At 66.9% G+C, this 12,882-nt stretch carries 13 protein-coding genes; 8 read left to right on the top strand and 5 right to left on the bottom strand.

What is annotated here, in order from left to right; all coding sequences use genetic code 11:
• Positions 1-2 precede the first annotated feature (2 nt).
• The 4 genes from J2Y70_RS18080 to ykgO form a co-directional block, all read right to left on the bottom strand.
• Positions 3-905 (bottom strand): carbon-nitrogen hydrolase, encoded by a 903-nt coding sequence (locus J2Y70_RS18080; RefSeq protein ID WP_309920636.1) that lies wholly within the window; start codon positions 903-905, stop codon positions 3-5.
• A 298-nt stretch (positions 906-1,203) separates the two neighbouring features.
• A complete protein-coding gene (locus J2Y70_RS18075) occupies positions 1,204-2,241 on the bottom strand; it encodes an agmatine deiminase family protein (RefSeq protein ID WP_309920633.1) in 1,038 nt (345 codons plus the stop codon).
• Positions 2,242-2,332: 91 nt separating this feature from the next.
• A complete protein-coding gene (locus J2Y70_RS18070) occupies positions 2,333-2,659 on the bottom strand; it encodes a hypothetical protein (protein WP_263394670.1) in 327 nt (108 codons plus the stop codon).
• A gap of 127 nt (positions 2,660-2,786) precedes the next feature.
• The gene (ykgO, locus tag J2Y70_RS18065; protein WP_005913193.1) at positions 2,787-2,912 is read right to left on the bottom strand and encodes a type B 50S ribosomal protein L36; all 126 of its coding nucleotides are present in this window, start codon (positions 2,910-2,912) and stop codon (positions 2,787-2,789) included.
• Positions 2,913-3,084: 172 nt separating this feature from the next.
• On the opposite strand from ykgO, the gene cmk reads away from it, so the two are divergent.
• The 8 genes from cmk (at position 3,085) to galU (ending at position 11,418) form a co-directional block, all read left to right on the top strand.
• Positions 3,085-3,756: a (d)CMP kinase gene (cmk, locus tag J2Y70_RS18060; RefSeq protein ID WP_263394669.1), complete on the top strand. Its 672-nt coding sequence runs from the start codon at positions 3,085-3,087 to the stop codon at positions 3,754-3,756.
• A gap of 248 nt (positions 3,757-4,004) precedes the next feature.
• Positions 4,005-5,684 (top strand): 30S ribosomal protein S1, encoded by a 1,680-nt coding sequence (rpsA, locus tag J2Y70_RS18055; protein ID WP_263394668.1) that lies wholly within the window; start codon positions 4,005-4,007, stop codon positions 5,682-5,684.
• A 78-nt stretch (positions 5,685-5,762) separates the two neighbouring features.
• On the top strand, positions 5,763-6,068 hold the full coding sequence (locus tag J2Y70_RS18050) for an integration host factor subunit beta (RefSeq protein WP_010342890.1): 306 nt from the start codon (positions 5,763-5,765) through the stop codon (positions 6,066-6,068).
• A gap of 84 nt (positions 6,069-6,152) precedes the next feature.
• The gene (locus J2Y70_RS18045; RefSeq protein ID WP_263394667.1) at positions 6,153-6,452 is read left to right on the top strand and encodes a hypothetical protein; all 300 of its coding nucleotides are present in this window, start codon (positions 6,153-6,155) and stop codon (positions 6,450-6,452) included.
• Positions 6,453-6,458: 6 nt separating this feature from the next.
• Positions 6,459-7,637 carry a lipopolysaccharide assembly protein LapB gene (gene lapB / locus J2Y70_RS18040; RefSeq protein WP_263394666.1) on the top strand — a complete coding sequence of 393 codons (1,179 nt, stop codon included), beginning with the start codon at positions 6,459-6,461 and terminating at the stop codon, positions 7,635-7,637.
• The gene (locus J2Y70_RS18035) at positions 7,638-8,609 is read left to right on the top strand and encodes a glycosyltransferase family 4 protein (protein WP_309920622.1); all 972 of its coding nucleotides are present in this window, start codon (positions 7,638-7,640) and stop codon (positions 8,607-8,609) included.
• A gap of 17 nt (positions 8,610-8,626) precedes the next feature.
• The gene (locus tag J2Y70_RS18030) at positions 8,627-10,537 is read left to right on the top strand and encodes a nucleoside-diphosphate sugar epimerase/dehydratase (RefSeq protein WP_309920619.1); all 1,911 of its coding nucleotides are present in this window, start codon (positions 8,627-8,629) and stop codon (positions 10,535-10,537) included.
• On the top strand, positions 10,537-11,418 hold the full coding sequence (gene galU, locus J2Y70_RS18025; protein WP_263394663.1) for a UTP--glucose-1-phosphate uridylyltransferase GalU: 882 nt from the start codon (positions 10,537-10,539) through the stop codon (positions 11,416-11,418). The genes J2Y70_RS18030 and galU overlap by 1 nt, the downstream gene beginning before the upstream one ends.
• Positions 11,419-11,670: 252 nt before the next feature.
• Here galU and J2Y70_RS18020 read toward each other — a convergent pair whose 3' ends face one another.
• The gene (locus J2Y70_RS18020; protein WP_309920616.1) at positions 11,671-12,876 is read right to left on the bottom strand and encodes an acetyl-CoA C-acyltransferase; all 1,206 of its coding nucleotides are present in this window, start codon (positions 12,874-12,876) and stop codon (positions 11,671-11,673) included.
• Positions 12,877-12,882: the final 6 nt, after the last annotated feature.

Genomic DNA, 12,882 nt, shown 5'->3' with positions numbered 1-12,882 from the left:
GCTCAGTCGATGTAGCGCTTCAGCAGGTCGCCGTAGGCGTCGATGCGGCGGTCGCGCAGGAACGGCCAGATCCGCCGCACGTGCTCGCTGCGCTGCAGGTCCACGTCGCACACCAGTACGGTCGGCTCGGCGCCGGCCTCGGCGATGAACTCGCCCTGCGGGCCGAGCACGTGGCTGTTGCCCCAGAACTGGATGCCGGCCGCGCCGACCACGCCATCGGCGGCCAGCGGCGAGGCTTCGTGGCCGACCCGGTTGCAGCTGAGCACCGGCACGCCGTTGGCCACGGCATGGCCGCGATGGCTGAGGATCCAGGCGTCGCGCTGGCGTTCCTGTTCGGCCTGCTCGTCGCTGGGGTCCCAGCCGATCGCGGTCGGGTACAGCAGCAGTTCGGCGCCGGCCAGGGCCATCAGCCGCGCCGCTTCCGGATACCACTGGTCCCAGCACACCAGCACGCCCAGGCGCCCGACCGAGGTCTGGATCGGGGTGAAGCCGAGATCGCCCGGGGTGAAATAGAACTTCTCGTAGAAGCCCGGATCGTCCGGGATATGCATCTTGCGGTACTTGCCGAGCAGGCGGCCGTCCTTCTCGAACACCACCGCGGTGTTGTGGTACAGGCCGGCGGCGCGGCGCTCGAACAGCGAGGCGACCAACACGATACCGTGACGCTTGGCCAGCGCGCCGAGGCGCTCGGTGCTGGGGCCGGGAATCGGCTCGGCCAGGTCGAACTCGTCCACCGACTCGTGCTGGCAGAAATACGCGCCGTTGTGCAGTTCCTGCAGCAGCACCAGCTGCGCGCCCTGCGCCGCGGCCTCGGCCACGCGCGATTCGATGACCGCCAGGTTCGCCGCGGCATCGCCATGGTTGCGCTCCTGGATCAGCGCGACGGAAAGAGTGTTTCGGCTCATTGCGTGAAGGATGATCGGCGAAAGCGGGAATGGTAGCGCGGATGGCGCCGCGGCAGGTTCCCGGCAGATGAATGCCGCGTTGTGCGCTTGAAGGCGGCGCTGAGGCGAAGCGGAGCGGGGCGCAAGCGGCGTCCGTCGCTCGTGCAGCCGGCAAGCGTGACGTCGGCGCCGCTACTGCCAGCGCGGCGCCGGATCGAAGTCCTGGCACGGCGGCACGGCCGTTTCCGGGGCAATGCGGGTAACGGACGTTTCGGCGAGGCCGCGCCCGTTCCGGTCGCGGCACGGACCCGCCGAAGCGTCAGGCTGCCAGCACGCCCTCGGGCAACTGCATGGTGATGCAGTGCAGGCTGCCGTTCTGCCAGATCAGCGCGCGGCACGGAATCGGCACGATCTCGTGCTGCGGGAACGCCTGCGCCATCACCGCCTGCGCCTGCGCATCGGCGGCATCGCCATAGGCCGGCATCAGCACCGCACCGTTGACGATCAGGAAGTTGGCGTAGGACGCGGCCAGGCGCCGGCCGTGGTCGAGCACCGGCTGCGCCCAGGGCAGCGGGAACAGCCGGTACGGCTGGCCGTCGGCGGTGCGCAGCGCGGCCAGTTCGGCGCCCATCGCCTGCAGTTCGGCGTAGTGCGAATCGCCGGCGTCGTCGCAGGCCTGGTAGACGATCGCGTCCTCGCTGGCGAAGCGGGCGAGGGTGTCGATATGCGCGTCGGTGTCGTCGCCTTCCAGATAGCCGTGGTCCAGCCACAGCACCCGCTGCTGCGCCAGCCAGTCGGCCAGGTCATGGCTCAACGATTCGCGCGAGCGCTGCGGATGGCGTTCGTGCAGGCACTGCCAGGTGGTCAGCAGGGTGCCGGCGCCGTCGCTGTCGATCGCGCCGCCTTCCAGTGCGAAGTCGATGCTGCGCACATCGCTGCCGGCGAACAGTTGCTGCGCCGCAAGCGCGCTCACCAGTTGGTCGTCGCGGCTGGCCTGGAACTTGCCGCCCCAACCGGTGAAGCGGAAGTCCAGCAGCTGGAAACCGCCGTCCTCGCGGGCCAGGGTGATCGGACCGGAGTCGCGCAGCCAGGTGTCGTCGTACTCGGCCTCGACGAACCGCACGCGCTGCATGTCCACCCGCGCCGAGCGCAGCCGCGCCTCGGCGTAGATCTGCAGGTCGGCATCGGCGACGCAGATCAGCACGCGCTGGTAGCGCACGATCGCCGCGACCAGCGCGATATAGGTCTCCTCGACCTCGGCCAGGCGCTCGGCCCAGTCGGTGCCGGCATGCGGCCAGGCGATCAGGATGGCGGACTGGGGCTCCCATTCCGCGGGAAGGCGAAGGCGATCAGTCATTGCAACCACTACTCAGGTGCTGCCGGACCGAAGCCAGGCTGTTATTTAAATCCCCGCACATGGATGTGCGGGCTCTTGCGAGGGACTCGCACTAACGAATGGCAGGCTTGGGCCCGACCTCGTTGGCGTCGGCCTTGTTGGCGACCACGTCGACCACCTTGTGCTTTTCGAAGTACACGGTGAAGGCCGGATACACCCAACGGTTGATGGTCGGCCATTGCCGCTTCTGTCCGCCGCGCGGTTCCAGCTTCGACTGCGGGGCGCCGTAGCGCGCTTCGACCTCGCCCATGCTCAGGCCGCGCGTCGGCAGCGCCGCGACGGGTTCCTGCTTGACCCGCTCGACCAGCAGGGTCTCGGCGTGGGCGACGCCGGCAACGCCCAGAACGACCAGCAGCAATGCGGACAGACGGTGCTTCATCACGATGTGCTCCCAGAGGACGAACGGCGATTACAGCAAACTTCGACAACAAAAAACCGCCCGAAGGCGGCTTTTGTCGATGACCGGCAACCGTGCGCGCGGAGCCGCAGGGTGGGCCGTCGTCGGATCAGCGCTGGCGAGCCTTGAAACGCGGGTTCGACTTGCAGATCACGAAAACCTTGCCGCGGCGGCGGACCACCTTGCAGTCGCGGTGACGGGTCTTCGCCGACTTCAGGGAGGACAGGACTTTCATGGCACACCTCGGCGTAAACTTGTGGATTAGAGAAGGGTGCGGCGTGGCGAAACCACGTCGCTGGATCAGTAAGCCGGCGATTGTAGCCTGGTTTTCTTCATGGTTTCAACTGCTTGCGCCAGCGCGGCCGGCACCGGGGCTACAATGCGCCGCCCCCCGTCCAAGGAACCGCATGAACGACCCCGCTCCCGTCCTGACCATCGATGGCCCGTCCGGGGCCGGAAAAGGCACCGTCAGCCGCATCGTGGCCGCCAAGCTGGGCTGGCACTACCTGGATTCCGGGGCGCTGTACCGGGCCGTCGGGGTGGCCGCCAGTTGGGCCAACCTGGACATTTCCGACGCCGCGGCGCTGGTGCGCTGCACCTTCGACACCCGGGTGACCTTCGAGGACGTAGCCGGCGGCGGCCTGCGGGTCAGGATCAACGACGTCGACGCCACCGACGAGCTGCGGCTGGAGACCACCGGCGCGGTGGCCTCGGCGATCGCCGCGATCCCGGAGGTGCGTGCGGCGCTGAAGCAGCGCCAGCGCGCGTTCCGGCGCCTGCCGGGGCTGGTCGCCGACGGCCGCGACATGGGCACGGTGATTTTCCCGGACGCCCCGTACAAGGTGTTCCTGACCGCCAGTGCCGAGGAGCGCGCCATGCGCCGGCATAACCAGTTGAAGGAAAAAGGAGTTTCCGTTATATTCGACGACCTGCTGCGCGAGATCATGGCCCGCGACGCACGCGATGCCCAACGTTCGGTGGCGCCCTTGAAGCCGGCAGACGATGCCGTCCTCCTCGACACCACCGGCATGGACATCGACCACGTGGTCGGCCGCGTCCTGGAATTGCTGCCCGCCTGAGGGTCGCACCGGGAATCGGTGGCAGCATGGCGCCGGTCCGGCGCCGGTCCGGCGCCGTGGAGGCGAGTTGCACCGCAGTGGGCTTCACCGTAATGCCGCAATACCGTTGTTCCAAGCTCCGCCGCGCAATCCCGCGCTGCGGTTTTCCCATTTCACACCCGGCCGCGGTTTGGGCCGACTAACAGGTGGGCAGTTCGCCGTTTCCAGAAGAAACGCACTGTCCGTGTGTCCACTAGAGTAATTTCAAAATGACCGAATCTTTTGCCGAACTGTTCGAAGCCAGTCAAAACAATCTGGCCAAGCTGAAGCCGGGCTCCATCGTCACCGGCGTCGTCGTGGAAGTCCGCGGCGACGTGGTGGTGATCAACGCCGGCCTGAAGTCCGAAGGCATCGTGCCGATCGAACAGTTCCGTAACGACGCTGGCGAGATCGACGTCGCCGAAGGCGACCTGGTCAAGGTCGCCCTCGACTCGCTCGAGAACGGCTTCGGCGAAACCGTGTTGTCGCGCGAGAAGGCCAAGCGCGCGATGGTGTGGGACGAGCTGGAAGAAGCGTTGGAAAAGAACGAGACCATCACCGGCCGCATCAGCGGCAAGGTCAAGGGTGGTTTCACCGTGGACATCAAGGATGTCCGCGCGTTCCTGCCGGGTTCGCTGGTCGATGTGCGCCCCGTGCGCGACCCGGCCTACCTGGAAGGCAAGGAGCTGGAGTTCAAGCTCATCAAGCTGGACCGCAAGCGCAACAACGTGGTGGTCTCGCGTCGTGCGGTGGTCGAGAGCGAGCATTCGGAAGAGCGCGAGCAGCTGATGGACAAGCTGCAGGAAGGCGCGATCCTGAAGGGCGTGGTCAAGAACCTGACCGACTACGGCGCGTTCGTGGACCTGGGCGGCATCGACGGCCTGCTGCACATCACCGACATGGCCTGGAAGCGCGTGCGCCATCCGTCCGAAGTCGTGAACGTGGGCGACGAGCTGGACGTGCGCGTGCTGAAGTTCGACCGCGAGCGCAACCGCGTTTCGCTGGGTCTGAAGCAGCTGGGCGAGGATCCGTGGGACAACATCGCGCGTCGCTACCCGGCCAACAGCCGCGTGTTCGGCAAGGTCTCCAACGTCACCGATTACGGCGCGTTCGTCGAGATCGAGCCGGGCGTGGAAGGCCTGGTGCACGTGTCGGAAATGGACTGGACCAACAAGAACGTCAACCCGTCCAAGGTCGTGCAGGTCGGCGACGAGGTCGAGGTCATGGTCCTGGACGTGGACGAGGAGCGTCGCCGCATCTCGCTGGGCATGAAGCAGGTCGCCGCCAATCCGTGGGAGACCTTCGCGGCCACCCACAAGAAGAACGACAAGGTGTCCGGCCAGATCAAGTCGATCACCGACTTCGGCATCTTCATCGGCCTGGACGGCGGCATCGACGGCCTGGTGCACCTGTCGGACATCAGCTGGAACACCACCGGCGAAGACATCGTGCGCAACTTCAAGAAGGGCGACACGCTGGAAGCGGTGGTGCTGGCGGTGGACCCGGAGCGCGAGCGCATCAGCCTGGGCGTCAAGCAGTTGGAGCAGGATCCGTTCGGCCAGTACATGGCGGCCAATCCGAAGGGTTCGAAGGTCGAGGGCGTGGTGCGTGAAGTGGACGCCAAGGGCGCCACCATCGACCTGGCCGACGGCATCGAGGGCTACGTCGCCGCGCGCGACATCGCCAACGAGCGCGTCGACGATGCGACCCAGCACCTGAAGGTCGGCGACAAGATCGAAGCCAAGTTCGTGGGCATGGACCGCAAGGGCCGCACCCTGCAGCTGTCGATCAAGGCCAAGGACGATGCCGAAATGCGCGAAGTGCTGGAGGAATACCAGTCCGCGTCGGGCGGCACCACCCAGCTGGGTGCGCTGCTGCGTGCGCAGTTGAACGGCAACAAGTCCGAGTAATCCGCCACACGCAGCGTTACTGGCACGGCCCGGTCATCCGGGCCGTGCCGGGTTGCGACCCCACCGCACGAATCCGTAATGACCAAGTCCGAACTGATCGAAATCCTGGCGCGCAAGCAGGCGCATCTGAAGTCGGACGACGTCGATCTGGCGGTGAAATCGCTATTGGAGATGATGGGCGGCGCGCTGTCCGGCGGCGACCGCATCGAGATCCGCGGTTTCGGCAGTTTTTCCCTGCATTACCGGCCGCCGCGCCTGGGACGCAATCCCAAGACCGGCGAGTCCGTCGCGCTTCCCGGCAAGCACGTGCCGCACTTCAAGCCAGGCAAGGAATTGCGCGAGCGCGTCAGCGGCGTCGTTCCGGTCGAATCCGACACGCCCTGAGCCAACCGAAGCCCTGACTCCGGGTTTTTTCCGGAATCCCAGTCCGTTCGGCTAATCTAGCGTCTCCCGACGTTGGAGACCTTCATGAAAATTGCCCGTCTGCTGATATTGCTGGTGTTCCTGCTGGCCGGTCTGGTCATCGGATCGCTGAATTCGCAGCAGATCGTCGTCAGTTTCGGTTTCACCGACCTCCATACCACCTCCGGTATCGCCATCATCGTCTCGCTGTTCGCCGGCCTGGTGATCGGTGCGGCTCTGGTGCTGGCGGCGCTGGTGATCCCGCTGTACGCCAAGCTGCGCCGCGCCAACAAGGCCGCGGTCGCCGCTTCCGCGCCGGCCGTCGCGCCGGTACCGACCTATACCCAGCCCGTGGACGGACGCTGATCTTCGATGGACTTCCTGACCGAGTGGTTCTGGTTCTTCCTGTTCCTGCCGCTGGCAGCGCTGAGCGGATGGGTCATCGGCCGCCGCGGCGGCCAGCGCCATGGCGACACGCAGGTCAGCCGGCTATCCAGCACGTATTTCCGCGGCCTGAACTACCTGCTCAACGAAGAGCCGGACAAGGCGATCGAGCTGTTCCTGCATATCGCCGAGCTGGACAAGGAAACCTTCGAGACCCAGGTCGCGCTCGGTCACCTGTTCCGCCGGCGCGGTGAAGTCGACCGGGCGATTCGCCTGCATCAGGGCCTGGTGCAGCGCGCCGACCTGAGCGACCCGCAGCGCGTGCAGGCCTTGCTGGCACTGGGCGAGGACTACATGAAGTCCGGCCTGCTGGACCGCGCCGAGACCGTGTTCACCGAACTGGCGCAGATCGACCAGCGCGCGCCGCAGGCGCTCAAGCACCTGATCGGCATCTACCAGGCCGAGCGCGACTGGGAAAAGGCGATCGACAACGCCACCCGCTACGAGGAAGTGACCGGCGAGCCGATGGGCAAGCTGATCGCGCAGTTCGAATGCGAGCTGGCCGACCGCTACCGCGCATCCGGCACTTCCGAACTGGCGCGCGCCGCGATCGCGCGCGCCTACCAGGCCGACGCCACCTCGGTGCGTGCCGGCATCCTGGAAGGGCGCATCGACGTGGACGACGGCAACGACGAGGCCGCGATCCGCGCCTTCGAACGCGCCGCGCGCCACGACCCGGACTACCTGCCGGAGATCATGCCGGCGCTGATGGATTGCTACCGGCGCGGCCACGATCTCAGCGGCGCGCGCGCGTTCCTGTCGGAAATGACCGAGCACTACCGCGGCATCGCCCCGGTGCTGGCGCTGACCCGGCTGATGGAATCGCAGGAAGGCGTGTCCGCGGCGCGTGCCTACCTCGGTCGGCAGCTGAAGGATCGGCCCTCGGTACGCGGCGAGTCGGCCTTGATCGACCTGACCCTGGCCGAAGGCGCCGATTCCACCGCCACCCTGCAGGACCTGAAGCACATCACCGACCAGTTGCTGGTGCGCAATCCCAGCTACCGCTGCACGCGCTGCGGCTTCGGCGCACGCACCCACCATTGGCAATGCCCGAGCTGCAAGGAGTGGGGCACGGTCAAGCCGCTGCTCAACTACGCGGTGGTGTAGGTGCCGGTTGCAGGTTGGGCGCTGCTCGCGGCGCTGGCGGCGTTCAGCGCGATCGGGACGTGGCTGTCGCGCCGCTACGCCCTCAAGCGCAACTTGCTGGACGCTCCCGGCGAGCGTCGCAGCCATACGGTGGCCACGCCGCGCGGCGGCGGTGTCGCGATCGTGGCGACGGTGCTGGCGGCCTGCGCCTATGCGGCCTCGGTCTGGCCGCAGCAGGGCGTGGCCATCGCGCTGTTCGCTGCCGGGCTGATGCTGGTCGCCGGCATCGGCTGGTGGGACGACCACCGCCCGCTGTCGGCCGCGCTGCGGCTGCTGGTGCACGCAGTTGCCGCCGGCCTGCTGGCTGCACTTGTCTACCGAGTGCACCAAAACCCGTGGCTGGCCGCGCTGACCTGGTTGGCGACGATCTCGCTGATCAACATCTGGAACTTCATGGACGGCATCAACGGCCTGGCGACCAGCCAGGCGATGCTGGCGGCGCTGGGTTTTGCCGGGTTCCTGCCCGAACCGCTGCGCTGGGCGTGCCTGGTGTTGGTCGCGGCCTGCGCCGGCTTCCTGCCGTTCAACTATCCGCGGGCGCGGATCTTCCTCGGCGACGTCGGCAGCGGCGCGCTGGGCTATCTGCTCGCCGCGCTGTTCGCGCTGTGCAATGTCGCGACCGGGCTCACACCATGGTTGCTGCTGATACCGATATCGGCGTTTGCCATCGACGCCGGCTTCACGTTGTTGTCGCGCATGCTCGCCGGCGAACGTTGGTGGCAACCGCACGCGCAACATGTCTACCAACGTTGGGTCCACGCAGGCAGGAGCCATACGGTCGTGACCCTCGCCTATGCCCTGTTCAGCATTGTCGCGATTACAATTGCCTGGTTCGGTGGAACGTTGCAGACCGGGGGGCAGATTGCATTGGCGCTTGGCTGGTATCTATCGGGAAGTGCGCTTTGGCTGACTTTGCGTAAGGGATTGCGCTGAACTCATATGGAAAACTGATGCTTTCGATCCGCGACCGTTTGACCGAGATGTTCCCCAAGGCCTCCGTGGTCGTCCACGATCTGGCGATCGTCTGGATCTGCTGGCAGTTGCTGCATGCGGCGCGCTACACGATGCTGCCCGGCGAGCATCCGCTGCCCTTGTGGAACCTCAATACCGCCATCGTGCTGGCGGCGCAGGGCCTGGTGTTCTGGAAGGTCGGCCTGTATCGCGGGCTGTGGCGCTTTGCCAGCGTTCCGGACCTGTTGAACATCTTCAAGGCCAGCTTCTACGGCCTGGTCGCGATCGTGCTGGGGCTGGCCTACAGTCGCTTCGATTCCATTCCGCTGTCGGTGCTGATGGTGTATCCGTTCGCGCTGTCGGCGCTGCTGGGTGCGCCGCGGCTGCTGTACCGCGCGTGGAAGGACTACCAGATCGCGCATTCGGACGAGACCGCGCGGCGCGTGCTGATCGTCGGTGCCGGCCGTGCGGCCGAGGCGTTGGTGCGCGACCTGCGCCGCTCCGGCGCCTATCACCCGGTCGGATTCGTCGACGATGCCGGCCATCTGCACGGCGCCAAGCTGCAGGGCCTGCCGATCCTGGGCCGGATCGACGAAGCCGGGGCGATCGCCAAGGAAACCGCGGCCAAGCTGCTGGTCATCGCGATCCCGTCGCTGGACGCGGCCGGCATGCAGCGGGTGGTGGCGATCTGCGAAAGCACCGGGCTGCCGTTCCGCACCGTGCCGCGCCTGCTCGACGTGCTCGAGGGCCACTATCTGCCGGGCGAACTGAAGGAGGTCGCGATCGAGGACCTGCTCGGGCGCAAGCCGGTGACCCCGGACTGGAAGCTGATCAAGGGCTGGTTGTCCGGGCGCACGGTGATGGTGACCGGTGCCGGCGGGTCGATCGGTTCGGAACTGTGCCGGCAGTGCGCGCGCCATGGCGCACGCAAGGTGGTGCTGCTGGAGATCGACGAGCTGGCGCTGATCACCATTCACGCCGATCTGCACCGCACCTTTCCCGACCTGGAAATCGAGTGCGTGCTGGGCGACTGCGGCGATCCGGCGGTGACCCGCCATGCGATGCGCATCGCCGAGCCGGATGCGGTGTTCCATGCCGCGGCCTACAAGCAGGTGCCGCTGCTGGAGAAGCAGTTCCGCGAAGCGGTCCGCAACAACGTGCTGTCCACCGAGACCGTGGCCCGCGCCTGCGTCGCCGCCAAGGTCTCGACCTTCGTGTTCATCTCCACCGACAAGGCGGTCAATCCGGTCAACGTGCTCGGCGCGTCCAAGCGCTACGCGGAGATGGTGTGCCAGTCGCTGGACGACCAGACCGTGGGCACCCGTTTCGTCACCGTGCGCTTCGGCAACGTGCTGGATTCGGCCGGCAGCGTGGTGCCGCTGTTCCGCGAGCAGATCCGCCAGGGCGGTCCGGTCACGGTGACCGATCCGCAGGTGACCCGCTACTTCATGACCATTCCCGAGGCCTGCCAGCTGATCGTGCAGGCCGCCGCCTCGGCGTCGCACGGCGCGATCTACACGTTGGACATGGGCGAGCCGGTGCCAATCCGTCTGCTCGCCGAGCAGATGATCCGCCTGGCCGGCAAGCAACCCGGCCGCGACATCGCGATCGTCTACACCGGGTTGCGCCCGGGCGAGAAGCTGCACGAAACCCTGTTCTATGCCGACGAGAACTATCGTCCCACCTCGCACCCGAAGATCCTGGAAGCCGGCGCGCGCAGCTTTTCGCGCGAAGACATCCTGCAGGGCCTGCAGCAATTGCGTGCGGCCGTGGCCGAGTACGACAGCGACGGCATCGAGAAAGTACTGCGCACGACCATGCCCGAATTCGCGCCGTTGCGACAACAGGCCGGTCACGATAGCTCCGCTACAATCGTCCCTTTCCCCGCACGCGAGGCCAGAAGGCTCTGATGAGCAAGAGAATCCGCAAGGCAGTTTTTCCGGTTGCAGGTCTGGGTACCCGCTTTCTTCCCGCCACCAAGACGGTGCCCAAGGAAATGCTGCCGATCATCGATCGGCCGTTGATCCAGTACGCCGTCGACGAGGCGATCGAGGCCGGTTGCGACACCCTGATCTTCGTCACCAACCGCTACAAGCACGCGGTTGCGGATTATTTCGACAAGGCCTACGAGCTGGAGCAGAAGCTCGAGCGCGCCGGCAAGGTCGAGCTGCTGGAAATGATCCGCAACGTGCTGCCCAAGGGCGTGCGCGCCGTCTTCGTGACCCAGGCCGAAGCGCTGGGCCTGGGCCATGCGGTGCTGTGCGCCAAGTCGGTGATCGGCGACGAACCGTTCGCCGTGCTGCTGCCGGACGACCTGATCTGGAACCGCGGCGCCGGCGCGCTCAAGCAGATGGCCGACCTCAACGAGGCCAGCGGCGCCAGCGTGATCGCTGTGGAGGACGTGCCGCACGAGAACACCGCCAGTTACGGCATCGTCGCCACCGACGCCTTCGACGGCCGCAAGGGCCGCATCGCGCAGATCGTCGAAAAGCCCAAGCCGGAAGACGCGCCCAGCGACCTGGCGGTGGTGGGGCGCTATGTGCTCAGTCCGAAGATCTTCGAACTGCTGGAAAGCACCGGCACCGGTGCCGGCGGCGAGATCCAGCTGACCGATGCCATCGCCGCGCTGCTGAAGAGCGAGCAGGTCGACGCCTATCGCTTCGAGGGAACCCGTTTCGATTGCGGCACCCACCTGGGCCTGGTCGAGGCGACCATCCGCTTCGCGCTGGAGAACAAGAAGCTGGCCAAGCCGGCGCGCGCGAAGCTCACGCAGATGCTGGCCGAAGACTGACCGAGCCTGCCGCCGCGCCCGCTTCGTTGCGGTGCGCGGCCGGAATCCTCGTGCCGGCAACGGAAAAGGCAGCCTCTCGGCTGCCTTTTCCGTTGCTGCGCCAGCCCTGCGAACGTCTTGCCGATCGGTGAAGCGGATCGGCAAACAGGCGGGGAACGACTAATCCGATGCCGCAGGCGGCAATGGCTGGATGGGTGGCGCGGGCGGGCTGCATTCTTACCCGCGCCACGCAACCCATCAGGGGTGATTGCCTTACAGCGCCTCGATGATCCCGGCCGCGCCCATGCCGGTGCCGATGCACATGGTGACCATGCCGTACTTCTGCTGGCGGCGGCGCAGGCCGTGCACCAGCGTGGCGGTGCGGATCGCACCGGTGGCGCCGAGCGGATGGCCGAGTGCGATCGCGCCGCCCAGCGGATTGACCTTGGACGGGTCCAGGCCGCTGTCGCGGATCACCGCCAGCGACTGCGCGGCGAAGGCTTCGTTGAGTTCGATCCAGTCAATCTGGTCCTTGCTCAGGCCGGCCTGCTTGAGCGCCTTGGGAATCGCCGCGATCGGGCCGATGCCCATCACTTCCGGACGCACGCCGGCGACCGAGAAGCTGACGAAGCGGGCGAGGGGGGTCAGGCCGTAGTCCTTGATCGCCTGCTCGGAGGCCAGCAGCACCGCACCGGCGCCGTCGCTCATCTGCGAGGAGTTGCCGGCGGTGACGCTGCCGCCGAACTGGCCGTTGCGGAACACCGGGCGCAGCTTGGCCAGGCCTTCGATCGAGCTGTCCGGGCGCGGGCCTTCGTCGGTATCGACCAGGCGCTTGCGCAGCGCGATGACATTGCCGGCCAGGTCGGGCTGGTGCGACAGGATCTCGTATGGGGTGATCTCGTCGCGGAACTCGCCGGCGGCGATCGCGGCGATGGCCTTCTGGTGCGAGGCCAGCGCGAACGCGTCCTGGTCCTCGCGCGACACCTTCCATTCCTCGGCCACCTTCTCGGCGGTGATGCCCATGCCGTAGGCGATGGCGACGTGGTCGTCGGCGAACACGCTCGGCGACAGCGCGACCTTGTTGCCCATCATCGGCACCATCGACATGGATTCGGTGCCACCGGCCAGCATCAGGTCGGCGTTGCCCAGGCGAATCTGGTCCGCGGCCAGCGCCACGGCCTGGATGCCGGAGGAGCAGAAGCGGTTGATGGTCTGCCCGGCCACCGAATTCGGCAGCCCGGCCAGCAGCACGCCGATGCGCGCCACGTTCATGCCTTGCTCGCCCTCGGGCATCGCGCAGCCGATGATCGCATCGTCGATGCGCGAGGTATCGATGCCCGGCGCCTGCGCGACCACCGCGCGCAGCACGTGCGCCAGCATGTCGTCCGGACGGGTATTGCGGAACACGCCCTTGGGCGCCTTGCCGACCGGCGTGCGGGTGGCGGCGACGATGTAGGCGTCTTGGATTTGTCTGGTCATTTGGGG

The sequence above is a fragment of the Xanthomonas sp. 1678 genome (assembly GCF_031455575.1).
In the GTDB taxonomy this organism is placed as follows: Bacteria; Pseudomonadota; Gammaproteobacteria; order Xanthomonadales; family Xanthomonadaceae; genus Xanthomonas_A.
The sequence above is the reverse complement of the archived record's forward strand: the minus strand, read 5'-3'. Positions and strand labels throughout refer to the sequence as shown.